Source organism: Streptomyces sp. NPDC039424 (genome assembly GCF_055639495.1).
This window is the reverse complement of sequence record NZ_JBVKAI010000002.1, coordinates 164,309-187,721: the sequence shown is the minus strand read 5'-3', so window position 1 is coordinate 187,721 and position 23,413 is coordinate 164,309. Positions and strand designations below refer to the sequence as shown.

The 23,413-nt window shown below is 72.6% G+C and carries 20 protein-coding genes; 14 read left to right on the top strand and 6 right to left on the bottom strand.

Annotation, left to right across the window (positions count from 1 at the left end; genetic code table 11):
• Nucleotides 1–11: 11 nt before the first annotated feature.
• A complete protein-coding gene (locus ACZ7L0_RS05665) occupies nucleotides 12–2,555 on the bottom strand; it encodes a DEAD/DEAH box helicase (protein WP_471241141.1) in 2,544 nt (847 codons plus the stop codon).
• A 487-nt stretch (nucleotides 2,556–3,042) separates the two neighbouring features.
• Between ACZ7L0_RS05665 and ACZ7L0_RS05660 the strand changes: the two genes are divergently transcribed.
• On the top strand, nucleotides 3,043–3,780 hold the full coding sequence (locus ACZ7L0_RS05660) for a ferritin-like domain-containing protein (RefSeq protein WP_471241140.1): 738 nt from the start codon (nucleotides 3,043–3,045) through the stop codon (nucleotides 3,778–3,780).
• Nucleotides 3,781–3,816: 36 nt separating this feature from the next.
• Here the strand turns inward: ACZ7L0_RS05660 and ACZ7L0_RS05655 are convergent, their stop codons facing one another.
• From ACZ7L0_RS05655 to ACZ7L0_RS05640, 4 genes are all read right to left on the bottom strand, one after another.
• Complete coding sequence (locus tag ACZ7L0_RS05655; RefSeq protein WP_471241139.1) at nucleotides 3,817–4,086, bottom strand: hypothetical protein; 270 nt, start codon at nucleotides 4,084–4,086, stop codon at nucleotides 3,817–3,819.
• Nucleotides 4,087–4,307: 221 nt separating this feature from the next.
• The gene (locus ACZ7L0_RS05650) at nucleotides 4,308–4,535 is read right to left on the bottom strand and encodes a DUF3107 domain-containing protein (RefSeq protein ID WP_471241138.1); all 228 of its coding nucleotides are present in this window, start codon (nucleotides 4,533–4,535) and stop codon (nucleotides 4,308–4,310) included.
• A gap of 132 nt (nucleotides 4,536–4,667) precedes the next feature.
• On the bottom strand, nucleotides 4,668–5,309 hold the full coding sequence (locus ACZ7L0_RS05645; protein WP_471241137.1) for a TetR/AcrR family transcriptional regulator: 642 nt from the start codon (nucleotides 5,307–5,309) through the stop codon (nucleotides 4,668–4,670).
• A gap of 179 nt (nucleotides 5,310–5,488) precedes the next feature.
• Entirely contained in the window at nucleotides 5,489–5,713 is a 225-nt protein-coding gene (locus ACZ7L0_RS05640) for a hypothetical protein (protein ID WP_471241136.1), read from the bottom strand.
• Nucleotides 5,714–5,923: 210 nt separating this feature from the next.
• Between ACZ7L0_RS05640 and ACZ7L0_RS05635 the strand changes: the two genes are divergently transcribed.
• The 13 genes from ACZ7L0_RS05635 (at nucleotide 5,924) to ACZ7L0_RS05575 (ending at nucleotide 21,720) form a co-directional block, all read left to right on the top strand.
• Nucleotides 5,924–6,985 carry an alpha/beta fold hydrolase gene (locus ACZ7L0_RS05635; RefSeq protein ID WP_471241135.1) on the top strand — a complete coding sequence of 354 codons (1,062 nt, stop codon included), beginning with the start codon at nucleotides 5,924–5,926 and terminating at the stop codon, nucleotides 6,983–6,985.
• A gap of 8 nt (nucleotides 6,986–6,993) precedes the next feature.
• Nucleotides 6,994–8,697, top strand: a complete 1,704-nt coding sequence (locus tag ACZ7L0_RS05630) for a DUF3152 domain-containing protein (protein WP_471241134.1) — start codon at nucleotides 6,994–6,996, stop codon at nucleotides 8,695–8,697.
• A 56-nt stretch (nucleotides 8,698–8,753) separates the two neighbouring features.
• A complete protein-coding gene (locus tag ACZ7L0_RS05625) occupies nucleotides 8,754–8,849 on the top strand; it encodes an Ms4533A family Cys-rich leader peptide (RefSeq protein ID WP_338058722.1) in 96 nt (31 codons plus the stop codon).
• Between the two features lie 174 nt (nucleotides 8,850–9,023).
• On the top strand, nucleotides 9,024–10,742 hold the full coding sequence (locus ACZ7L0_RS05620) for an ABC transporter substrate-binding protein (protein WP_471241133.1): 1,719 nt from the start codon (nucleotides 9,024–9,026) through the stop codon (nucleotides 10,740–10,742).
• A gap of 4 nt (nucleotides 10,743–10,746) precedes the next feature.
• Nucleotides 10,747–11,772 (top strand): ABC transporter permease, encoded by a 1,026-nt coding sequence (locus ACZ7L0_RS05615; RefSeq protein ID WP_471241132.1) that lies wholly within the window; start codon nucleotides 10,747–10,749, stop codon nucleotides 11,770–11,772.
• Nucleotides 11,769–12,758 (top strand): ABC transporter permease, encoded by a 990-nt coding sequence (locus tag ACZ7L0_RS05610; RefSeq protein ID WP_471241131.1) that lies wholly within the window; start codon nucleotides 11,769–11,771, stop codon nucleotides 12,756–12,758. The genes ACZ7L0_RS05615 and ACZ7L0_RS05610 overlap by 4 nt, the downstream gene beginning before the upstream one ends.
• Nucleotides 12,755–14,371, top strand: a complete 1,617-nt coding sequence (locus ACZ7L0_RS05605; protein ID WP_471241130.1) for a dipeptide ABC transporter ATP-binding protein — start codon at nucleotides 12,755–12,757, stop codon at nucleotides 14,369–14,371. Before ACZ7L0_RS05610 ends, ACZ7L0_RS05605 begins: the two co-directional genes overlap by 4 nt.
• Nucleotides 14,372–14,561: 190 nt before the next feature.
• Nucleotides 14,562–16,241: a GT4 family glycosyltransferase PelF gene (gene pelF, locus ACZ7L0_RS05600; RefSeq protein ID WP_471241129.1), complete on the top strand. Its 1,680-nt coding sequence runs from the start codon at nucleotides 14,562–14,564 to the stop codon at nucleotides 16,239–16,241.
• Nucleotides 16,238–17,593, top strand: coding sequence for a hypothetical protein (locus tag ACZ7L0_RS05595; protein ID WP_471241128.1), 1,356 nt, complete (start codon nucleotides 16,238–16,240; stop codon nucleotides 17,591–17,593). The genes pelF and ACZ7L0_RS05595 overlap by 4 nt, the downstream gene beginning before the upstream one ends.
• A 189-nt stretch (nucleotides 17,594–17,782) precedes the next feature.
• The gene (locus ACZ7L0_RS05590; RefSeq protein ID WP_471241127.1) at nucleotides 17,783–18,742 is read left to right on the top strand and encodes an NAD-dependent epimerase/dehydratase family protein; all 960 of its coding nucleotides are present in this window, start codon (nucleotides 17,783–17,785) and stop codon (nucleotides 18,740–18,742) included.
• Complete coding sequence (locus ACZ7L0_RS05585) at nucleotides 18,730–19,479, top strand: spherulation-specific family 4 protein (RefSeq protein WP_471241126.1); 750 nt, start codon at nucleotides 18,730–18,732, stop codon at nucleotides 19,477–19,479. Before ACZ7L0_RS05590 ends, ACZ7L0_RS05585 begins: the two co-directional genes overlap by 13 nt.
• 63 nt (nucleotides 19,480–19,542) lie before the next feature.
• The gene (gene moeZ / locus ACZ7L0_RS05580) at nucleotides 19,543–20,721 is read left to right on the top strand and encodes an adenylyltransferase/sulfurtransferase MoeZ (protein WP_471241125.1); all 1,179 of its coding nucleotides are present in this window, start codon (nucleotides 19,543–19,545) and stop codon (nucleotides 20,719–20,721) included.
• A 237-nt stretch (nucleotides 20,722–20,958) separates the two neighbouring features.
• Nucleotides 20,959–21,720, top strand: a complete 762-nt coding sequence (locus ACZ7L0_RS05575) for a tetratricopeptide repeat protein (protein ID WP_471241124.1) — start codon at nucleotides 20,959–20,961, stop codon at nucleotides 21,718–21,720.
• 44 nt (nucleotides 21,721–21,764) lie between these two features.
• Here ACZ7L0_RS05575 and ACZ7L0_RS05570 read toward each other — a convergent pair whose 3' ends face one another.
• Nucleotides 21,765–23,312: an alpha/beta hydrolase gene (locus ACZ7L0_RS05570; RefSeq protein ID WP_471241123.1), complete on the bottom strand. Its 1,548-nt coding sequence runs from the start codon at nucleotides 23,310–23,312 to the stop codon at nucleotides 21,765–21,767.
• Nucleotides 23,313–23,413 lie beyond the last annotated feature (101 nt).

Sequence of the window (23,413 nt, the reverse complement as noted above, 5' to 3'; positions counted from 1 at the left end):
CGGGTGCCGGATCAGGCCTCCGTGGCCTCCACGGCCGCCGCCGCCTTGCGGGTGCGGCGGGGCTTGGTCTCCGCGGCCTGGGCCGTGTCGACCGGCGCCTCGGCCGCCTTGCGCGTCCGGCGCGCCCTGGGCTTGACCTCCGGCTCCTCGCTGGCCTGCGCCGGAATTTCGGCGACGGCCTTGCGGGTGCGGCGGACCCTGGGCTTGGCCTCGGTGGCCTCGGCGGTGTCGACCGCTGCCTCGGCGGGGGCCGCTGCGGCGGGCTTGCGGGTGCGGCGGGGCTTGGCCTCGGCGGCCTCGGCCGTGTCGACCGCCGCCTCGGCGGGGGCCGTGGCCGCGGTCTTGCGGGTGCGGCGCGGCTTGGCCTCGGCGGCTTCGGCGGTGTCGACCGCAGCCTCGGCGACCTTGCGGGTGCGGCGCGCCCTGGGCTTGACCTCGGCGTCGACCGACTCCGGCGCGTCCGCGGTGGCCGCGGTCTTGCGGGTGCGGCGGGGCTTGGCCTCGGTGGCCTCGGCCGTGTCGACCGCCGTCTCGGCGGCGGCCGCCGTCTTGCGGGTGCGACGAGCCTTCGGCTTGGCCTCGGCTTCCGCCTCCGTGGACTCCGTGGCCGGTGCCTCGGTGACGGCCGCCGCGGTCTTGCGGGTGCGGCGGACCCTGGGCTTGGCTTCCGTGGCCTCGGCGGTGTCGACCGCTGCCTCGGCGGGGGCCGCTGCGGCGGTCTTGCGGGTGCGGCGGGGCTTGGCCTCGGCGGCCTCGGCCGTGTCGACCGCCGCCTCGGCGGGGGCCGCGGTCTTGCGGGTGCGGCGCGGCTTGGCCTCGGCGGCCTCGGCCGTGTCGACCGCCGTCTCGGCGGCAGCCGCCGTCTTGCGGGTGCGGCGGCGCGGCTTCTCTTCCGGGGCCTCCGGGGCGGCAGCCACCTCGGCCTCGGCCGTGGGCGCGGCCTCCGCCGGTGCCGCGGCGGGCTCCGCCGACTTGCGGGTGCGGCGGCGGCGCGGCTTCTCGGTGGCGTCGGCCGTGGCCTCGCCCTCCGCCGTCGCCACGGCGGTCTCCGCGGCCGGTGCGGCCTCGGTCACCGTGGGCTCGACGGCCGCCACCGCCTCCGCCGGTGCCCCGCCGCGCGTACGGCGACGGCGGCGCAGCGTGCGGGGTGCGGCGGTCTCCTCCGCCGCGACGGCCTCGGCGGCCGGCGACGCGGACTCGACCGGCGCCGCGCCGGGCGCGGATTCCAGCGGGTTCCCGCCACGCATACGACGGCGACGGCGCGGCGTACGCTCCGGGCGCTCGCGCTCGGTGGTCCGGGCCTCGGCGCCACGGGAGTCACCGCGACCGCCCCGGCCACCGCGACCGCGCGCACCGCGGCCACCGGTCTCGCCCAGGTCCTCCAGCTCCTCCGCGGCCAGCCCGGCGCGCGTACGCTCCGAGCGCGGCAGGGTGCCCTTGGTGCCCTCGGGGATGCCGAGGTCCGAGAACAGGTGCGGAGAGCTCGAGTACGTCTCCACCGGATCGTTGAAGTCCAGCTCCAGCGCCTTGTTGATCAGCTGCCAGCGCGGGATGTCGTCCCAGTCGACGAACGTGATCGCCGTACCCTTGGCGCCCGCGCGGCCCGTCCGGCCGACGCGGTGCAGGTACGTCTTCTCGTCCTCGGGCGACTGGTAGTTGATGACGTGGGTGACGCCCTCGACGTCGATGCCGCGCGCGGCGACGTCGGTGCAGACGAGGACGTCCACCTTGCCGTTGCGGAAGGCGCGCAGCGCCTGCTCGCGGGCGCCCTGGCCGAGGTCGCCGTGGACCGCGCCGGAGGCGAACCCGCGGCGCTGCAGCTGCTCGGCGATGTCGGCCGCCGTGCGCTTGGTACGGCAGAAGATCATCGCCAGCCCGCGGCCGTCGGCCTGCAGGATGCGGGCGATCATCTCCGGCTTGTCCATGGAGTGCGCGCGGTAGATGAACTGCTTGATGTTCGCGACCGTCGCGCCCTCGTCGTCCGGCGCGGTGGCGCGGATGTGGGTGGGCTGGGACATGTACCGGCGCGCGAGACCGATGACCGCGCCGGGCATGGTGGCCGAGAACAGCATCGTCTGGCGCTTGGCCGGAAGCATGTTGATGATCTTCTCGACGTCGGGCAGGAAGCCCAGGTCGAGCATCTCGTCGGCCTCGTCGAGGACCAGGCTCTTGATGTGCTTCAGGTCCAGCTTCTTCTGGCCGGCCAGGTCCAGCAGGCGGCCCGGGGTGCCGACGACCACGTCGACGCCCTTCTTCAGGGCCTCGACCTGGGGCTCGTAGGCCCGGCCGCCGTAGATCGCGGTGACGCGCACGTTGCGCACCTTGCCCGCGGTCAGCAGGTCGTTGGTGACCTGCGTGCACAGCTCGCGCGTGGGGACGACGACGAGCGCCTGCGGGGCGTCGGTGAGGGCCTCGGGCCGAGCGCGGCCCGCCTCGACGTCGGCGGGGACGGTCACGCGCTCGAGGAGCGGGAGGCCGAAGCCCAGCGTCTTGCCGGTGCCGGTCTTGGCCTGGCCGATGACGTCCGTGCCCGAGAGGGCCACGGGAAGCGTCATCTCCTGGATGGGGAAGGGAGTGATGATGCCGACGGCCTCCAGGGCCTCGGCGGTCTCGGGAAAGATTCCGAGTTCTCGAAACGTCGTAGTCAGGGTGCTGCCTCTTCTGTGTATGCGGCGCGAGGCGAGCGCGGGGGTCGTGTCGGACCGTGCCGGGGACGTCGGCCGCCGTACGGGCGGGCCGTATGGCACGGGACCTCTGCCAACGCTCTAGCGCTCTTGCCGCTGAGGTGTCCCTCCGGTTGTCGTACGCGTATTGCTGTACGGCCGGGAGGGCTGTCGGGTCGGAGCCGATCGGGCCACCGACCGGGCATCCTCATGCGTGCGGCCTGTCGAGGCACGTCGAATTACGTCGGCGTACCAGCAGGCGCATTACCACCATACCCCGGAATCGTGCATATGTGATGGCCGATTTGGTCACGTCGTCGTCATCACAGTGGTTGACCAGGGGCTTCCTCCGGGCGGAGAGCGGGTTATTGTGCGCTGCATGACGAGCTCTGACAAGCCTCACAACGCCACCGCCGAACACACCGGCGTCGCCGCCCAGGACTGGGCCAAGGCGTCCACCGACCCGCAGTACCGTGCCGCGGTCGTGGACCTGCTCGGCGCGCTCGCCTACGGGGAGCTCGCGGCGTTCGAGCGGCTCGCGGAGGACGCCAAACTGGCGCCCACGCTGGAGGACAAGGCGGAGCTGGCGAAGATGGCGTCGGCGGAGTTCCACCACTTCGAGCGGCTGCGGGACCGGCTCACCGAGATCGGCGCGGAGCCGACCCCGGCGATGGAGCCGTTCGTCGCGGCACTCGACGGCTTCCACAAGCAGACCGCGCCCTCGGACTGGCTGGAGGGCCTGGTCAAGGCGTACGTCGGCGACTCGATCGCCAGCGACTTCTACCGGGAGGTCGCGGCCCGCCTCGACTCCGACACCCGCGAGCTCGTGCTGGCCGTCCTCGACGACACCGGGCACGCCGGTTTCGCCGTCGAGAAGGTGCGCGCCGCCATCGACGCGGACCCGCGTGTGGGCGGCAGGCTCGCTCTGTGGGCGCGGCGTCTGATGGGCGAGGCCCTGTCGCAGTCCCAGCGGGTCGTCGCCGACCGGGACGCGCTGTCCACGATGCTCGTCGGCGGCGTCGCGGACGGCTTCGACCTCGCCGAGGTCGGCAAGATGTTCTCCCGCATCACCGAGGCCCACACCAAGCGGATGGCCGCGCTGGGCCTGGCGGCGTAGCGCCGCGTGCGGGTGGTTTCCGGCTGTCGGTGACGGCTACGCCGTCGCCGATCGTCGGCGCAGGCGGCCCGCCGGGCGCAGCAGCAGGGAGAGCGAGGCGGCGGAGACGACGGCCGCGCCGAGCAGGCTCGGCAGGACGGAGCCGGGGCCCAGCGCGCTGTGCGTGACGAAGTCACCGAAGAGGGCTCCGGCGACGCCCGTGCAGAACACCAGGGCGCGGGTGGGCAGCCGGTGTTCCAGCCGGTGCACCGCGGCCCAGGCCAGCATCAGACCGAGCAGGGCGGAGCCGAGTGCTTCCAGGATCATGACGGGGTTCCCTCCCACATGGCCGGCCGGCGCTTCACGGTCGTAGCCCGTCATACCCGTGACCTGCGGAATGCAATCCTCCCTGTGGGTCGCTTGTGTTCCCCGTGTGGAGGCCGTCCGCGCATGTGGTGAAGGGGTCCGGCCGGTGACGGCGAAGGGGCCCGGCGGCTGTATCGCCACCGGGCCCCTTCGCTGTGCGTGCGACGTCTCCCGCGTACGGACTACAGCGGGCCGAAACCCACCTTGCGGACCGCGGGCTCGCCGAGCTCGACGTATGCCAGGCGGTCCGCCGGGACCAGGACCTTGCGGCCCTTCTCGTCCTCCAGGCTCAGCAGCTGCGACTTCCCGGCCAGTGCCTCGGCCACCACGCGCTCGACCTCCTCCGCGCTCTGACCGCTCTCCAGAACGATCTCGCGGGGCGCGTGCTGCACGCCGATCTTGACCTCCACGGCTATGTCCCTCCGACGGTCAGTGAGTGCGCGGCCTTCCGCGCCGTACCCAGCACACATTAGCCCGGTGAGGCGACGTACACGTTCCGCCGGAGAACGCCAGGAGCGAACAGCCGGGGGCGCACGGCGCGATCAGTGGTGCTCGGTGCCGTGCAGCGGGAAGCCCGCGATGCCCCGCCAGGCCAGCGAGGTCAGCAGCTGCACCGCCTGGTCGCGCGGGACGCTGCGGTCGCTGTGCAGCCAGGAGCGCGCGACGACCTGGGCGAGGCCGCCGAGGCCGGAGGCCAGCAGCATCGACTCGGCCCGCGACAGGCCCGTGTCCTCGGCGATCACGTCGCAGATCGCCTCGGCGCACTCGGTCGTGACCTTGTCGACGCGCTCGCGCACCGCGGGCTCGTTCGTCAGGTCGGACTCGAAGACCAGGCGGAAGGCGCCGCCGTCGTCCTCCACGTACGCGAAGTACGCGTCCATCGTCGCCCGGACGCGCTGCTTGTTGTCGTTCGTCGAGGCCAGCGCGTGCCGTACCGCCTGGATCAGCGACTCGCAGTGCTGGTCCAGCAGGGCGAGGTAGAGGTCGAGCTTGCCCGGGAAGTGCTGGTAGAGCACCGGCTTGCTGACCCCGGCGCGCTCGGCGATGTCGTCCATGGCGGCCGCGTGGTACCCCTGGGCCACGAAGACTTCCTGGGCGGCGCCCAGGAGCTGGTTCCGGCGGGCACGGCGCGGCAGGCGAGTGCCCCGCGGGCGTGCCGCCTCTGTCTGCTCGATGGCTGTCACGCCGCCTCCAAAATCACGTCCACATGCGGTGTGCGCCGCGCGGCCATCGTACTTTTCGGTAACCGTGCTGTGCGCGGTGCGAGCGCAGAATTTCACGTACCGGACGGGGACGAAAGCCGCAGGACAAGCGCAAATCAAGGCAGGGCGTCGCGCCCCGGCCGGGGGTGGCCGCCGCGCGGTCAGCGGTAGTCGTCCTCGTCCAGGGAGACGACGCGCGCCTGTTCGACGAGGTCCGCCTCGTTCGCGCGGTCCGGGTCCAGCTCGGTGAGGGGGTCGTCGCGGTCCGGGGTGACGTCCGCGTGCTGCTCGGCGGCGTCGCCCTCGGGGGCCTCGACGTCGATCTCCGTGACGTCGTCGTCTTCGAGTTCCTCGAACGCTTCGGGATCGGTGGGGTCATAGGCCATGGTGGGCTCCCTTCCTACGAACGTCCCTGGGAGAAGCAGGGGCCACATGCGGGTGCCCTCTGTACGAGCCTAGGAGACACCCGATGTGGACGCTATGCCGTGTGCCCCCGATCGCCGCACGGTTCACCACGGGCTCAGCGGTGGGGAACGGCCGCGCCCTGTGACGGCGAACACATGAGCCACTGCGTGATCGTCTCGTAACATTGCCGCATGTCTTCGACCGAGTTGCCGTCCGTTTCGGCCGCGAGCGTCCTTCCGAGGGTGTCGCCCGTCAGGGTCGCGGAGGGTGAGCGGCTGAGGTCGGTGGCGCTGCCGGGGGCCACGCTGACGGTCCGGACGAGACCACCCGCGCGCGAGGGGCTGCCGCCCGCGCTGTACGTCCACGGGCTCGGCGGTTCCTCGCAGAACTGGTCGGCGCTGATGCGGGAGCTCGAGGGCGTGGTCGACAGCGAGGCGGTCGACCTGCCGGGCTTCGGGGACTCCCCGCCGCCGGACGACGGCGACTACTCCGTCACCGGGCACGCGCGCGCGGTGATCCGTTATCTCGACGCGGCCGGGCGCGGCCCGGTGCACCTCTTCGGGAACTCCCTGGGCGGCGCCGTCGCCACCCGCGTGTCCGCCGTGCGGCCCGATCTCGTAAGGACGCTCACCCTGGTCTCGCCCGCGCTGCCCGAGCTGCGCGTGCAGCGGTCGGCGGTGCCGACGGCGCTGCTGGGTGTGCCCGGCGTGGCCGCGCTCTTCACCCGGTTCACCAAGGAGTGGACGGCCGAGCAGCGCGTCCGGGGCGTCACGGCCCTGTGCTACGGAGACCCCGGGCGGGTGTCGGCCGAGGCCTTCGGGCACGCCGTGGAGGAACTGGAGCGGCGGCTGCGGCTGCCGTACTTCTGGGACGCCATGACGCGTTCCGCGCGCGGGATCGTCAATGCCTACACACTCGGCGGCCAGCACAGCCTCTGGCGCCAGGCCGAGCGCGTCCTCGCCCCGACACTCCTGATCTACGGCGGCCGTGACCAGCTGGTCGGCTACCGCATGGCCCAGAAGGCGGCCCGTTCCTTCCGCGACTCCCGTCTGCTGTCCCTGCCGGACGCCGGGCACGTGGCGATGATGGAGTATCCGGAGACGGTGGCCGGGGCGTTCCGGGAACTTCTCGCCGAGGCCGGGGAGTTGGGACTGGTGAGAGGTGGCGCCGCCGGCGCCGCTTCGGGCTCGGGGGTTTCGGCTTCCGGTGGGGTGGGCGAGGGCGACTCCGCCACCATGAGTGCGGGAGGCTGAGGCGCGACGTGGGACGCCACAGCCGCCGCGGACCGGCCCGCAAGGGCGACTCCGCGGACGCGTCCGCCGGACGCGGATCACAGACCTCCGACGGACCCAGGCCCGCACAGGACCGGCAGGAGCCCGCTCCCGCACCGGTGCCCGGGCAGCGCCGGCCACCGATGGGCGGCGGACCGGGGTACGGGATGCCGCGGGGGCCGGAGAGCGGCCCGACTCGCGCGGCACAGGGCTTTCCTGACGGGGCGCCGGTTCGTGGGATGCCACGTTTTCCTGACGGCACGCCTGCTCACGGTGTGCCGCGCTTTCAAGGTGCGGCTCCGGCGCAAGGGGGCGTGCGTCGGCCGGACGGCACGCCTGCCAGGGGCGTTTCGCGCCTCCCTGAGGGGACACCCGTTCCCGGTATGCCGCGCTTCACTGACGGGACCCCGGCTCATGGGGTCCCGCGTTCGTCCGAGGGAACACCCGCCCACGGTGTGCCACGCATGGCCGACGGCCCGCCCGCACAGGGTGCGCCGCGTAGGGCCGGTGGCGCTCCGGCCGGTGGTGTGCCCCGCACCGCCGACGGCACCCCGGCCCACGGCGTTCCCCGAGCCCGAGGCGGCCACCCCGAGCAGCGGGAAGCCGGTGGCGGCTGGGGCGAGTTCGCGGGGCGGGGTGAAGGCGGCCGGACCGGCGCGGGTGCGGCGGGGCCCGGGACCGTCGTGCCGCGGCAGCGGCAGGGGGGTCCCGCTGGGCCGCGGCGGGAGTACCTGGACGCCTTCGGCGAGGACGCGGACGTCTTCGCCCCCCGGCCCGGGCCCGGCGCGCAGCGCGCGCAGTCGTCCGTTCCCGCGCCCGGACAGGCACCCGAGACCGCCGGCGCGGACGACGACGCACCCCCGGCGGGCGAGACCGCGCAGGCCAAGGGGGGCAAGGGGCGGGCGTTCACCGGTATCGCGGCCGCCGCCGTCACCACCGTGCTCGCGGTGATCGTGGCCGGGCAGGTCGCCGACGACCACGACGGCGGCGCCGTACAGTCCCAGTCCGCCGCCGACGGCGCCCGTGACGCCCGCGACTCCGCCTCGCGCGGGGGCGACCGGTCGGCTCCCTCCGGGTCCCCGAGCGTGGCGACGCTGACGTACCAGCAGAAGATGGGCGTGAAATACCCGCTCAGCGCCACGCTCAAGGGCTCGGGGAAGTTCGACGCGGTCCCTGGTCTGGACAAGGCGCCCGGCAAGGGGCGGAAGTACACCTACCGCGTGGACGTGGAGCAGGGACTCGGCCTGGACGGCGAGCTCTTCGCCGAGGCCGTGCAGAAGACGCTGAACGACGACCGCAGCTGGGCCCACAACGGCGCCCGTACCTTCGAGCGCGTCTACTCCGGCAAGCCCGACTTCGTGATCACGCTGGCCAGCCCCGGTACCACCGCCGAGTGGTGCGCCAAGTCCGGCCTGGACACCACCGAGGACAACGTGTCCTGCGACTCGGCCGCCACCGAACGCGTGATGATCAACGCCTATCGCTGGGCGCAGGGCTCGAAGACCTACGGGGACAAGATCCACGCCTACCGTCAGATGCTCATCAACCACGAGGTGGGCCACCGTCTCGGCTACGGCCATGTCACCTGCGACAAGGACGGCGAGCTCGCCCCGGTGATGCAGCAGCAGACCAAGTTCCTCGACCACGACGGGATCCACTGCCTGCCCAACGCCTGGCCGTACCCCGGGAGTTGACGGGTGGCGCTCACGTCACATTGACACGCGCCGAATGTTCGTTCATATTTCTGCGCATGTGGTCTAGTCATGCCGTCGACAGCAGCGCCGCCATCGAGCTGGCGCTCATCGGTGTGACCGCGCTCTGCGTGGCCGACATCCACTGTCGCTGACGCCGCCCCTGGCGTTCGCGTCGCGACTTGGCACCACCTTCTCCGTGATTCGTTCACGGTTTTTCGACGACCCGGCGCCGGGGCAGACGTCTGTTCATTTTCGTCTCACTCCTCGTCCATCTGTCTCGCCATTCGAGAGGCAGTGGAGAAGCCAACCGAGAGGTCGTCATTCCGATGCGTCAACCGTCCGTCAGAGCCCGCCGCGTGGCCGCGGCATCCGTCAGCCTGGTCGTGGCAGCGGGCGCCGCCGCCTGCGGGCCGAAGGACAACGATGCCAAGGCCTCCGGCAGTGACTCCACGCCGCACAAGGGCGGCACCCTCACGGTCCTCAACACCGATCCGCAGCAGGACTTCGACCCCGCCCGCCTCTACACCTCCGGCGGCGGCAACGTCCCCTCCCTCGTCTTCCGTACGCTCACCACCCGCAACCGGGAGAACGGCGCGGCCGGCGCCGAGGTCGTCCCCGACCTGGCCACCGACACCGGGCGCCCGAACAAGGACGCGACCGTGTGGACGTACACCCTGAAGAAGGGCCTCAAGTACGAGGACGGCACCGCGATCACCTCGGCCGACATCAAGTACGGCATCGAGCGCTCCTTCGCCCCCGAACTCTCCGGCGGGGCGCCCTATCTGAGGGACTGGCTGGTCGGCGCGGCGGACTACCAGGGGCCGTACAAGGACAAGAAGGGCCTCTCGGCCATCGAGACGCCGGACAGCCGGACGATCGTCTTCCATCTGAACAAGCCCGAGGGCGAGTTCCCCTACCTGGCCACCCAGACGCAGTTCACGCCCGTCCCCAAGGGCAAGGACACGGGCACCAAGTACGAGGAGCACCCGGTCTCGTCCGGCCCGTACAAGGTCGTCAAGAACGAGAACGACGGCGAGCACGTCGTCCTGAAGCGCAACACGTACTGGTCGACGGCCGTCGACGCCGAGCGCAAGGCCTACCCGGACACGGTCGACGTGCGCTCCGGCCTCGACTCCTCCGTGATCAACCAGCGGCTCTCCGCGTCCCAGGGCGCGGACGCCGCCGCGGTCACCACCGACACCAACCTCGGTCCGGCCGAACTCGCCAAGGTGAGCGGCGACAAGCAGCTGGCCGCGCGCGTGGGCACCGGCCACTTCGGCTACACGAACTACATCGCGTTCAACCCGACGGTCAAGCCGTTCAACGACATCAAGGTGCGGCAGGCGATCTCGTACGCCATCGACCGGTCGTCCGTGATCAACGCGGCGGGCGGTTCGGCGCTGGCCGAGCCCGCGACCACCTATCTGCCCGACCAGAAGTCCTTCGGCTACACGCCGTACGACCACTTCCCGGCCGGCAAGACCGGCAACGCGGCCAAGGCCAAGGAGCTGCTGAAGGAGGCCGGGTACAAGAACGGGCTCACCATCACGCTGACCCACTCCAACAGCAAGGACTTCGAGACCAGCCCGGAGATCGCGACCGCGATCCAGGACGCCCTCAAGAAGGCCGGCATCACGGTCAAGCTGCAGGGCCTGGAGGACAACGACTACCGGGACAAGATCCACAAGGTGAAGACCGAGCCCGGTTTCTTCCTCGCCCACTGGGGTGCCGACTGGCCCTCCGGCGGCCCCTTCCTCGCCCCGATCTTCGACGGCCGGCAGATCGTCAAGGACGGCGCGAACTTCAACACCGGCCTGCTGAACGACAAGTCGGTCAATGCCGAGATCGACGCGATCAACAAGCTGACGGACCTCGACGCCGCCGCCAAGCGGTGGGGCGAGCTGGACAAGAAGATCGGCGAGCAGGCGCTGACCGTGCCGCTGTTCCACCCCGTCTACAAGCGCCTGTACGGCAAGGACGTCAAGAACATCGTGATCAGCGACTGGACCGGTGTTCTGGACATCTCGCAGGTCGCGGTGAAGTAGCGCCGTGAGCGAGGCACTTGTCGCCTCTCAGGCCGCCGGGACGGACCTCTCCGTCCCGGCGGCCTCGGGGGCCCGTCAGTTCTGGCGGCGGCTGCGGGCGCAGCGCGCCGCCCTCGTCGCGGCGGTCGTCGTCGCGCTGCTCGTCCTGGTCGCGCTCGCCGCGCCGCTGCTCACCGCGATCGAGGGCCAGGACCCCACCACGTACCACCCCTCCCTCATCGACTCCGCGCGCGGCGGCGTGCCCGTCGGCTCGTTCGGCGGCATCAGCGCCGACCACTGGCTCGGCGTCGAACCGCAGACCGGGCGCGACCTGTTCGCGCGGCTGGTGTACGGGGCGCGGGTGTCGCTGGGCGTGGCCCTCGCCGCCCTGGTGATCCAGGTCGTGCTCGGCGTCCTCATGGGCGTCGCGGCCGGGCTGGGCAACCGCTGGGTGGACCTGGTCCTCAGCCGGATCACCGACGTCTTCATCTCCATGCCGCTGATGATCATGGCGCTCGCGCTGCTGTCGATCGTCCCGGGCAGCTTCCCGCGGCCCGTGCTCGTCGCGCTCATCGTCGGCCTGGTCTCCGGCTGGGGCTCGATGGCGAAGATGGTGCGCGCCCAGACGCTCACCCTCAAGGGGCTCGACTACGTCGCCGCCGCCCGGCTCAGCGGCTGGGGTACCTGGCGGATCGCCCGCCGCGAACTCCTGCCCGGACTCGCCGCGCCCGTCATCACCTACTCCGCGCTCCTCGTGCCGCAGAACATCAGCGTCGAGGCGGCACTCTCCTTCCTCGGCGTCGGTGTGAAGCCGCCGACGCCCTCCTGGGGACAGATGCTCACCTCCGCCGACGTCTGGTACCAGGCGGCCCCGCAGTACTTGTTGCTGCCCGCCGGGGCCCTGTTCGTGACCGTGTTCGCGCTGACCGTCATCGGTGACGGCGTGCGCGTCGCCCTCGACCCGCGCGCGGCCTCGCGCCTGCGCGTCGGAACGGGACGCAAGCGCGAGGCCAAGGCGGAGACGGCCACACGGAAGGAGGACCCGGCATGACCGGCTTCGTGCTGCGCCGCGTCGTCGGCGCGGTCGTCACGTTGTTCGCGCTGTCGGTGATCATCTACGTGGTCTTCTACGTCGCACCCGGCGACGTCGCCCAGATCACCTGCGGCCCGCGCTGCTCGCCCGCCCAGGTGCAGCAGGTGGCCCAGCAGCTCCACCTCGACGACCCGATCTACGTGCGCTACGGGCACTTCCTGCAAGGCCTCTTCGTGGGCCAGGACTACTCGACCGGCACCGCCGTCGACCACTGCCCGGCGCCCTGCCTCGGTCTGTCGTACCAGAGCGACCAGCAGGTCACCGAGATCATCCTGGCCAAGCTGCCGGTCAGCCTCTCGCTGGTGTTCGGCGCGATGGTGATCTGGCTGGTGCTCGGCATCGGCACCGGCGTGCTGTCCGCCTGGCGGCGCGGCCGGCCCACCGAGCGCGTCCTGACCGCGATCACCCTCGCGGGCATGGCCACGCCCGTCTTCGTCATTGGTCTGATCCTGATGATCGTCGTCTGCGGCGAACTGCAACTGCTGCCCTTCCCGCAGTACGTGAAGTTCACCGACGACCCCGAGCAGTGGGCGTGGAACCTGCTGCTGCCCTGGCTCTCCCTCGCCCTCGTCGAGGCGGCCTACTTCGCCCGCCTGACCAGGGCGTCGATGCTGGAGACACTGGCCGAGGACCACATCCGCACCTTCCGGGCCTACGGCGTCGGCGAGCGCTCCGTCATCGCGCGGCACGCGGTGCGCGGAGCGGTGGCGTCCGTCATCGCGCTGAACGCCGTCACCTTCGGCTCCGCCGTCGGCGGTGCGGTCCTCACCGAGACCCTGTTCGGCCTGCCCGGCATCGGCCAGGAAATGGTGCACGCCGTGAAGGTCGTCGACCTGCCGGTGGTCGTCGGGATGGTCCTGGTCATGGGCTTCTTCGTGGTCCTCGCCAACGCCGTCGCGGACGTGCTGTACGCGGTGGCCGACCGACGGGTGGTGCTCGTATGAGCCTGGTGGAAGTGACGGACCTGACCGTCGGGTTCGGGACCCTGCGGGCCGTGGACGGGCTGTCGTTCCGCCTCGAACCGGGCGCCGCCCTCGCCCTGGTCGGCGAGTCCGGCTCCGGCAAGTCCACGGTCGCCGGCGCCCTGCTGGGCCTGCACCGGGGCACGGGAGCCCGGGTCGGCGGTTCGGTCCGGGTGGCCGGCACCGACGTGCAGCGGGCCACGGACGAGGAACTGCGGCGGCTGCGCGGCGCGAAGGCCGCCATGGTCTTCCAGGACCCGCTGTCCTCCCTCGACCCGTACTACGCGATCGGCGACCAGATCGCCGAGGTGTACCGCGTGCACACGCGCGCCTCACGGCGGGCGGCACGCGCGCGTGCCATCGAAGTGCTGGACCGGGTGGGAATTGCGGACGCGGTACGACGGTCCCGTGCGCGCCCGCACGAGTTCAGCGGCGGCATGCGCCAGCGCGCCCTGATCGCCATGGCGCTGGCGTGCGAGCCGGACTTGCTCATCGCCGACGAGCCGACCACCGCGCTGGACGTGACCGTGCAGGCCCAGATCCTCGACCTGCTGCACACGCTGCGCGAGGAGACCGGCATGGGCCTGCTGCTCGTCACCCACGACGTCGGCGTCGCCGCCGAGAGCGTCGACGAGGTGCTGGTCATGCGGCACGGCAAGGCGGTGGAGCAGGGGCCGGTCGCCACGGTCCTGGGGGCGCCCGCCGAGCCGTACACCCGCGAACTGCTCGGTGCGGTCCCGCGCGTGGACGCGCCGCGCGCCGTCTCGCGGGCGGACTCGCGGGGGGCCTCGCGAGCGGCCGAGGAGGTCGTCCTGGAGGCGACCGGTCTGCGCCGCGAGTTCGGACGCGGCAAGCGGAGGTTCGCGGCCGTCGACGACGTGTCGCTGACCGTCCGCCGGGGCGAGACCCTCGGCGTCGTGGGCGAGAGCGGCAGCGGCAAGACGACCCTGGGACGCATGCTGGTTGGCCTGCTGGAGCCGACGGCCGGAGAGGTCCGCCACGACGGCCGCGCCCACACCGGTGTGAACCCGGCCGTGCAGATGGTCTTCCAGGACCCCGTCTCCTCACTCAACCCCCGCCGCAGCGTGGGGGAGTCCATCGCCGACCCGCTGCGCGCGCGGGGGGAGCGGGAAGAGGGCCGCATCCGGGAGCGCGTACGGGAACTGCTGGAGCGCGTGGGGCTCGAAGGGGCGCACTACGACCGTTACCCGCACGAGTTCAGCGGCGGACAGCGCCAGCGCGTGGGCATCGCACGGGCGCTCGCGGCCGACCCGCGCGTCATCGTCTGCGACGAGCCCGTCTCCGCCCTCGACGTCACCACCCAGGCCCAGGTCGTCGCCCTGCTCGGCGAGTTGCAGCGCGAACTCGGAATCGCGCTGGTCTTCGTCGCGCACGACCTCGCCGTGGTACGGCAGGTCAGCGACCGGGTCGCGGTGATGCGCCGCGGGCGGATCGTGGAGTTCGGGCCCGCCGACGAGGTGTACGACAACCCGCGGGACCCGTACACCCGGCAGCTGCTGGCCGCCGTGCCCGCCCTCGATCCCGAGGTCGCGGCCGAGCGGCGGGCCGCCCGCCGGGAGCCGGCGGTGGCGTGACCGAACGCGTCTGCGTGATCTCCTAGCGCGACAGAACGCGACCCGCACGGGAAAGTTACGACCGTTCACCCCTTTTGGTGGCGCGATGGACAACCGTCCGTCGCGCCACCGGCTTGTCCGCATACGTTCGTCCCGCTGCGAGCCGCCTGGACAACGGCGGCTCCCCAGAAGGGAGATCGGGGGTGCACACGTGCGCATCGGACTGCTGACAGAGGGCGGCTACCCGTATGTGAGCGGTGACGCCAGACTGTGGTGCGACCGGCTCGTGCGGGGGCTCGGGCAGCACGAGTTCGACATCTACGCGCTCAGCCGTTCCCGGCAACAGGAGGACGAGGGCTGGATCCCGCTTCCGCCGCAGGTCAGCCGGGTGCGCACCGCGCCCTTGTGGACCGCCGAGGACGACGGGGTCCCACACGGACGGCGTGCGCGTCGGCGCTTCGCCGAGTGCTACGGCGACCTCGCGCGGGCGGTCTGCGTGGAACCGGACGATCAGGCGGACCGTTTCGGCAACGCGCTGTACGGACTCGCTGAACTGGCGCGCGACGAGGGCGGGCTGCCCGGCGCGCTGCGCTCCGAAACCGCCGTACGCGCACTGGAGCGCGCCTGCCACGCGCCCGGCGCCCGGCGAGCGGCGCGCGAGGCCCGCGTCCCCGAGCTGCTCACCGTCGCCGCACACCTCGAACGCGCTCTGCGCCCCCTCTCCCTCGACTGGTACGAGGACGACAGCCTGGGCTCGGCCGACCTGTGCCACGCGACGAGCGGCGGCCCGGCGGCCCTGGCCGGACTCCTCGCCGGTCACTTCTGCGGAGTGCCGCTGCTGGTCACCGAGTACGGCGTACAGCTGCGCTCCCACTACCTGGCCTCCGGCCCCGACACCGCGTCCCCGGCCGTACGGGCCCTGCTCGCCGCCTTCCACGGCCGCCTCGCCGCCGAGGTCTACCGAGGGGCGGCGATCATCACCCCCGGCAACGCGCACGCCCGCCGCTGGCAGGAACGCTGCGGCGCGGACCGCGCCAGGATCCGCACCGTCCACCCGGGCATGGAGGCGTCCCGCTTCACGGAGATCGGCGAGTCCCCGGACCACGCCGACCCGGACACGCTGGTGTGGGTCGGCCGGGTGGAGCCCGCCAAGGACCTGATGTCGCTGCTGCACGCCTTCGCCGAGATCCGCAGGAGCGAGCCCAAGGCACGGCTGCGCATCGTGGGCGCGGCGACCGGCCCCGAGAACCAGGCGTACCTGGGCCACTGCAAGGCGCTGGCCGCGCAGCTCTTCCCGGACGAGGCGGAGGGCGTGCACGCGGTCGGCGAGAACCCGGTCTCCTTCGAGGAGATCGGCGACCCGGAGGTCCCGACCCTCGCCGACGCCTACGCGGCGGGCGCCGTCGTCGTCCTGTCCAGCGTCGTCGAGGGCTTCCCGATCAGCCTGGTCGAGGCCATGTTCTGCGGCCGTGCCACGGTGTCCACGGACGTCGGCGCGGTGGTCGAGGCGGTCGGCGGCACGGGACTGGTCGTCCCTCCGCGCAATCCGCGGGCGCTCGCCGAGGCGTGCGTGGCGCTGCTGCGCGACCCCGAGCGCCGTGCGCGCCTGGGCGCCGCGGCACGCGCCCGGGCGCTCGAACTGTTCACCGTCGAGCAGAACATCGCGGCGTTTCACGGCATTTACCTGGAGATCGTCTCGCGCTGTCCCGTGCGGCGCGTCGTCCTCGGCGAGACCGGCGAGCCCCTCCCGTTCGCCGTCCCGGCCGAGGCCCACGTCCCCGGCGGCTGGACCGGGTCCGGGGCCCGCGTCCCCGGGCAGGACGGCCCCGGCTGGGCGACCGGCGCACCGGCACCGGCCACCCCGATGGCGGCGACGGAGGCGGCACGATGAGCGACCTCGGCGAACTGAACCGCCCCGAACCCTCCGGCGGCCCCAGCAGGTGGGACACGCGAGGGAAGTTACCGGACGAGGCGGGGGAACGGCGGAAGCAGGGAGCGGGGCAGGGGCCTGAGCCGGAGGCCCTCGGCGGTCCGCTCACCCCAGCCGCCGACACCGACGCCGAGCCGCCGGCGCGGGCGAGCGGCGGCACCGCCGCGGAAACCGGCAGCACCCGCAGACCCACCGCGCGCAGAGGTGCCGTCGACCCCGTGAAGGCGCTGATACACCGTCACCGCGAGCTGTGCGAGCGCGCCGTGGACCCCTTGGAGATCGCGGCGGGCCTCGAGGCACACGGCGTCACCGACCGGACCGCCGCACGCTTCCGCCACCGCGACGTCTTCTCGCTCGCCGAGGAGATGTTCGCGCGCGTGTCCAGCGACGGCGCCCCCCTCCCGGCCACCGACACCACCGCCCCTCCCCGGGGCCGCCTCGGCTGGGCCCTGCTCACCCTCCTGCCCGGCGCTCTCGGAGCGGCGGTCGTGACCGGCCTGCACCACACCCACGGCCGGCCCCGTCTGCTCATCGCCGCCTGCGGTCTCCTCGCCGTCGCCCTCGCCCTGCGCGCGGCACTGCGCCGGGGCCCGCTGAGCGCACCGGACGGCACCCGCGCCTGGCGCAGGACGACCCGCACGCGCGCCTGGACCATCTGGCTGCTCGGTTACGCCCTCCTCGGCGACGGCCTGCTCCGCGCCACCCTGGACGGCGGCCCCGACGACCTGCCGACCGTCACCGCGGGTGACGCCCTCTGGCCCCTGGCCACCGCGCCCGTGCTGGCCCTCACCCTGGCCTGCGCCCCGGCGGCCTGGTGCGCCCATCTCTTCGCCGCCCGGGCCCGCCGCAAACTGGCGGTCAGCCGCGGCCTGGAGGAGTTCTCCGCCGCCACGCAACCGGTGCTGTTCGGCGCCGTCGCCCTGTTCCTCGGCGCCCTCACGGGCCTGCTCGCCCTGTGCGGCGCGGCCCTGCACGAGCCCGCGGCCTACCCCCAGGCCCTCACCCTGGGCGCCCTCCTCCTGCTCGCCCGCCTCCTCACCGTCTACCAGCACCGCCACGCCCCGGCAGTCGTCCTGGCCGCCGCGTGCGCGAGCGAGGCGGCGGCCCTGGCCCTGGTCCTCGGGGGCCGCCTGCCCGGATGGGCCTTCCTGGCCACCCCGGTCCGGTCGCTCGTGGACACCTGGGGCCCGGGCAGCGTCCCCACCCTCGCCTGCGCGACCGCGGCCCTGGCCCTCCTGATCCACGCCGGCCGCACCCTGACCCGGGCCTCCGCCCACGCGCCGACGGAAGACCGGCCGGGAGACCGGACGTGACGCACCAACGAGCGGCTCCCCCCGCCACGAAGGCCGCCCCGCAGGCCACCCCGGAGCTTCACCCAGCCGCAGGCGCCCGGCCCCTCGCCGGAGGCAACCGCACCACCCCTTTGAAGGAGAACACCAGATGACCACCTCCCGACCCGGAGCATCCGGAGCCACCGGAGCACCCACCCCGGGAGCCGCGCGATGAGAGTCCTGCTGATCGGAGCCAACGGCTACCTCGGCCGCTTCGTCGCCGACCGCCTGCTCGCCGACCCGGCCGTCCAGCTCACCGCACTCGGCCGCGGCGACGACGCCGACGTCCGCTTCGACCTGGCGACCGGCAGCCCCGGCGCCCTGACCCGCTTCCTCGACGCGGTCCACCCGGGCGTCGTCATCAACTGCGCGGGCACCACCCGCGGCGGCGCCCGCGAGCTCACCCGGCACAACACCGTCGCCGTCGCCACCGTCTGCGAGGCCCTGCGCCGCAGCGGCTGCGGCGCCCGGCTGGTGCAGATCGGCTGCGGCTCCGAGTACGGCCCGAGCCAGCCCGGATCCTCCACGGCCGAGGACGCCGTACCCCGGCCCGGCGGCCCGTACGGCGTCAGCAAGCTCGCGGGCACCGAACTGGTCCTCGGCTCAGGCCTCGACGCCGTCGTGCTCCGCGTCTTCTCGCCCGCCGGCCCCGGCACCCCGGCCGGCTCCCCGCTCGGCCGCCTCGCCGAGGCGATGCGCCGCGCCATGCAGTCCGGCGACGGCGAGCTAAAGCTCGGCGGGCTCGGCGTCCAGCGCGACTTCGTCGACGTACGCGATGTCGCCCGCGCCGTGCACGCCGCCTCCCTCTCCGCAGCACAGGGCGTCATCAACATCGGCTCGGGCCGCGCCGTGCGCCTGAGGGACGCCGCCACCGTCCTCGCCCGTGTGGCGGGGTACGGCGGCGCCCTGCACGAACTCGACGGACCTCCCGGGCCGCTGCGGGCCGCCATCGGCCACCCCCGCTCCGACACCGACCACGGGGCCCCGGTCGCGTATCCGTACCCGGACGGCTGCGGCAGCTGGCAGCAGGCCGACGTGCGCACCGCCCGCGACCGGCTCGGCTGGCGGCCCCGGATCAACCTCGAGGAGTCCCTGGCCGACATCTGGATGGAGGCGGCATGCCGTATCTGACCAGTACCAAGGCGGGCACCGCGAGTACCGGCGTACACACCGGCTTCGGCGTGCCGGGCTTCGCCCACCCCCTCGTCGCCGCGACCGAGTGGGCCGGACTCACCCGTCCCGGGGCGCCCCTGCACTGGGTCGCCCTGAACGTCGCCGAAGGCCCCGGTACCCGACCCGACCCGCACTGTCTGCAGGCGGCCGGCCGGCTGCGCAACGCGGGCGTCCGCGTCCTCGGTCACGTGGACGCGGCCCACGGCCTCCGCCCGTTCGGCGAGCTGCTCTCCGACGCGCACCGCTTCCTCGACTGGTACCAGGTCGACGGCTTCCTGCTGGACCGCTGCCCCGCCGAACGCACCGCCCTCGGCGGGGTCCGCCGCACCGTCACCACCCTCCGCGCGATCCGCGACGGCGCCCACATCGTCCTCGGCCACGGCACCCACCCCTGTCCGGGCTACGCCGAGAGCGCCGACCAGTTGGTGACCTTCTCCGGCTCCTGGAGCGACTACCGCTGGTCGCAGGTCGCCGAGTGGACCGCCGACTACCCGCCCGACCGCTTCTGCCACTTCGTGCACGGCGTGCCCCGCGGCCATCTCGACGAGGCGCTACGCATCGCCCGCTGGCAGGGCGCGGCGACCATCTGGCTCACCGACCGCACGGACCGCGGCGGCCGAGCCGATCCCTGGGAGGCCATGCCCGGCTACTGGGACGAAATCGTCTCGCGGGTCGGAACGGGTGTCTCGGAATGAAGAAGGCCGTGGCAGTGTTACGGGGAGAACAACTGTAGTGATTGACCGACCAACGGAGTCCCCGTGTCGCTGCCACCCCTGGTCGAGCCGGCCCCCGAGCTCACCGTAGACGAGGTCCGCAGGTACTCCCGCCACCTGATCATCCCCGACGTGGGGATGGACGGGCAGAAGCGGCTGAAGAACGCCAAGGTGCTCTGTGTGGGCGCCGGCGGCCTGGGCTCGCCGGCGCTGATGTACCTGGCCGCCGCGGGCGTCGGCACGCTCGGCATCGTGGAGTTCGACGAGGTCGACGAGTCGAACCTGCAGCGCCAGATCATCCACAGCCAGTCGGACATCGGCCGCTCCAAGGCCGCGTCCGCGCGCGACTCCGTCCTCGGCATCAACCCGTACGTGAACGTGGTCCTCCACGAAGAGCGGCTCGAGGCCGACAACGTGATGGACATCTTCAGCCAGTACGACCTGATCGTCGACGGCACGGACAACTTCGCGACCCGCTACCTGGTCAACGACGCGTGCGTGCTGCTGAACAAGCCGTACGTGTGGGGTTCGATCTACCGCTTCGACGGCCAGGCCTCGGTCTTCTGGTCCGAGCACGGCCCCTGCTACCGCTGCCTCTACCCGGAGCCCCCGCCCCCCGGCATGGTCCCCTCCTGCGCCGAGGGCGGCGTCCTGGGCGTGCTGTGCGCGTCCATCGGCTCCATCCAGGTCACCGAGGCGATCAAGGTCCTCACCGGCACCGGTGAGCCGCTGGTCGGCCGCCTGATGATCTACGACGCCCTGGAGATGCAGTACCGCCAGGTCAAGGTCCGCAAGGACCCGAACTGCGCGGTCTGCGGCGAGAACCCGACCGTCACCGAGCTCATCGACTACGAGGCCTTCTGCGGCGTCGTGTCCGAGGAGGCCCAGGAGGCGGCGGCCGGCTCCACGATCACTCCCAAGCAGCTCAAGGAGTGGATCGACGACGGCGAGAACATCGAGATCATCGACGTCCGCGAGATCAACGAGTACGAGATCGTCTCCATCCCGGGCGCCAAGCTGATCCCGAAGAACGAGTTCCTCATGGGCACCGCCCTGGAGAGCCTCCCGCAGGACAAGAAGATCGTCCTGCACTGCAAGACGGGTGTCCGCAGCGCGGAGGTCCTCGCCGTGCTGAAGTCCGCGGGCTTCGCGGACGCCGTGCACGTCGGCGGCGGCGTGATCGGCTGGGTCAACCAGATCGAACCGCAGAAGCCGGTCTACTGAGCCTCCCGCAGGCCGACCAGTAAGACAGAACAAGCCCACGGCTCTGACCAGTTCAGATGCCGTGGGCTTCTGTCGTGGTCGGTCGACAGCGGTTGACCTCGTACTCGGTTCGCGCGGTTGCCGAGGACCGCCGCACCGTCCGACGATGGCCAGGAGGCCGACTTCGGTGGCCCGCGGCCGAGGTGGTTCCTGTACTCCCCGGCTATAACAGCAGCTCAGCCGGGGGAGCGGTGAGTCATGGAGCGAAGACGTTGGCGTCGCACCGAGGCGCTGCCACCGCTGCGGGAGGCCGTCGCCCTCCACCGTGACCTGGCCGCGGCCGATCCCGATCACCGCCCGAACCTCGCCGATTCCCTGGACAGCCTCGGGCTGGTGCTGTGGGGGCTCGACCGCTGGGCCGAGGCGCTGCCCCCGCTTCAGGAAGCCGTCGCCCTCTACCGCGGTCTGTCCGAGGACGACCCCGACCGCTACCGCCCCGATCTCGCCGGCTCGCTGGACAGTGTCGGTCTTGTGCTGGGGGAGTTGGACCGCCTGGCCGAGGCGCTGCCGCCGCTGCGGGAGGCCGTGGCCCTCTACCGTGACCTGGCCGCGGCCGACCCCGATCACCGCCCCGATCTCGCCGACTCCCTGGACAGCCTCGGCCTGATGCTGTGGCGACTGGACCGCCCGGCCGAGGCGCTGCCCCCGCTTCAGGAAGCCGTCGCCCTCTACCGTGACTTGGCCGAGGCCGACCCCGATCACCGCCCCGATCTCGCCGGCGCCCTGGACAGCGTCGGCTGCGCGCTGTGGGAGTTGGACCGCCCGGCCGAGGCGCTGCCGCCGCTCCGGGAGGCCGTGGCCCTCTACCGTGACCTGGCCGAGACCGACCCCGATCACCGGCCGCACCTCGCGGACTCCTTGGACAGCCTCGGCCTGGTGCTGTGGGAGCTCGACCGCCCGGCCGAGGCGCAGGCGGCGGGGGACGAGGCAACGGCCGTCGGGGAGGAAACCTCGCCCTGAACAGTCCCGGATCGCGGGTCGGACCGAGCCGCGGCCCGCCGTCGTCATGAGCAGACCTTGCCGTCCTTCGGTACCGTCCCGTTCAGCAGATAGGCGTCCACCGCCGAGTCGACGCAGTCGCTCCCGCGGCCGTACGCCACGTGGCCCTCGCCCTTCCAGGTGAGCTCGACCCCGACATCCCGGCCCAGTTCGTCGGCCATCCTGCGGGTGCCCTCGTACGGCGTCGCCGGGTCCCCGGTGTTGCCGACCAGCAGGATCGGCGCCGCTCCCGGCGCACTCACCTCCGGTGTCTCGTACTGTCCGGCCACCGGCCAGTCGTGGCACCAGCCGGCCGCGTCCCAGCCCAGGAAGTCCCCGAAGACCGGCGAGATCCTCTCGAACTCGGGCAGCAGCTTCTTCGTCTCCTGGAGCGTGGGCCGCTCCTTGTCGTCCAGGCACGATATGACCCGTTGGGAATGGGCCGTCGTGCCGTAGTGCCCCGAGGAGTCCCGGTCGTTGTACTCGTCGGCGAGCGACAGCAGATCCGATCCGTCCCCCCGCTCCGCCGCGTCCAGGGCGTTGGTCAGCTCCGGCCAGCGGGACTCGCTGTACAGCGGCAGGACGATGCCGGTGACCGCCAGAGTCTGGGTCAGCTTCCGTCCCGACGACGTGCGCAGCGGTTCGGTGTCGATCCGCTTCAGCAGGTCGACGATCTTCCGGGTCCCCTGCTTCGGGTCCTCGCCCTTCGACTTCAGGTAGTCGTCCAGCGCCCGCTGGAAGCCCCTGGCCTGGTTCTCGGCGTGGCCCACCGAGTCCGCGCTCGGGTCGACCACCGCGTCGAGGACCAGCCGTCCCACGTGCGAAGGGAACAGGTGGGCGTACACGCCGCCCAGTTCGGTGCCGTAGGAGAAGCCGAAGTAGTGCGTCTTCGCGTCACCGAGGACCTGGCGGATCAGGTCCATGTCGCGGGCGGTGTCGGTGGTCGAGACATGGGCCATCAGCTTCCCGGCGGCCCGGGCGCAGCCCTTGCCGAAGGCGGTCGCGTCCTGGAAGTAGGCCTTCTCCTCGGCCGGGGTGTCCGGGGTGGCGTCCACCGCCTCGGCGGCCTGGCTCTCCTTGTCACTGCGGCATCGGATGCCCTCACTGGCCCCGACCCCGCGCGGGTCCCAGCTCACCAGGTCGTACCGCTCGTGCAGTGCGGACATGGTGGACCCGAAGGCCGGCATCGTCGACACGCCGGAGCTTCCCGGTCCGCCGAAGTTGAACAGCAGCGAGCCGATGCGGTCGTCGCCGGTGGCCTTGGCCCGGATGAGGGCGACGCCCATGGTGGCGCCCTCGGGCTTGCTCCAGTCGACGGGCGCCTTCAGCGTCGCGCACTGCCAGTCACCGCCCGGCGCGGGGGAGTCCCCTCGGGCCTCGCAGCGGCCCCAGTCGAGCTTCTGCGAGGTGAGCGACGAAGGCAGGTCCGCGGCCGACGGGGAGCCGGGCGACGCCGACGGCGGATCGGAGCGCCGCTTCCCCTCGTCGCCGCCCTCGCCCGACGACCCGCCGCCGCACCCGGCCACCAGCACCGCGGCGGCGACCGTGGCCGTCCACCGTACGAAACGCGTCATGCGCACCCCCTCACCAAGCCCCCGCGACTCGTCCGCGGTGAGCGGTCAGGCCATGGTAGGCGGATCGGACCGAGCCCGTTGCGGCCTGTGGATAACCTTCT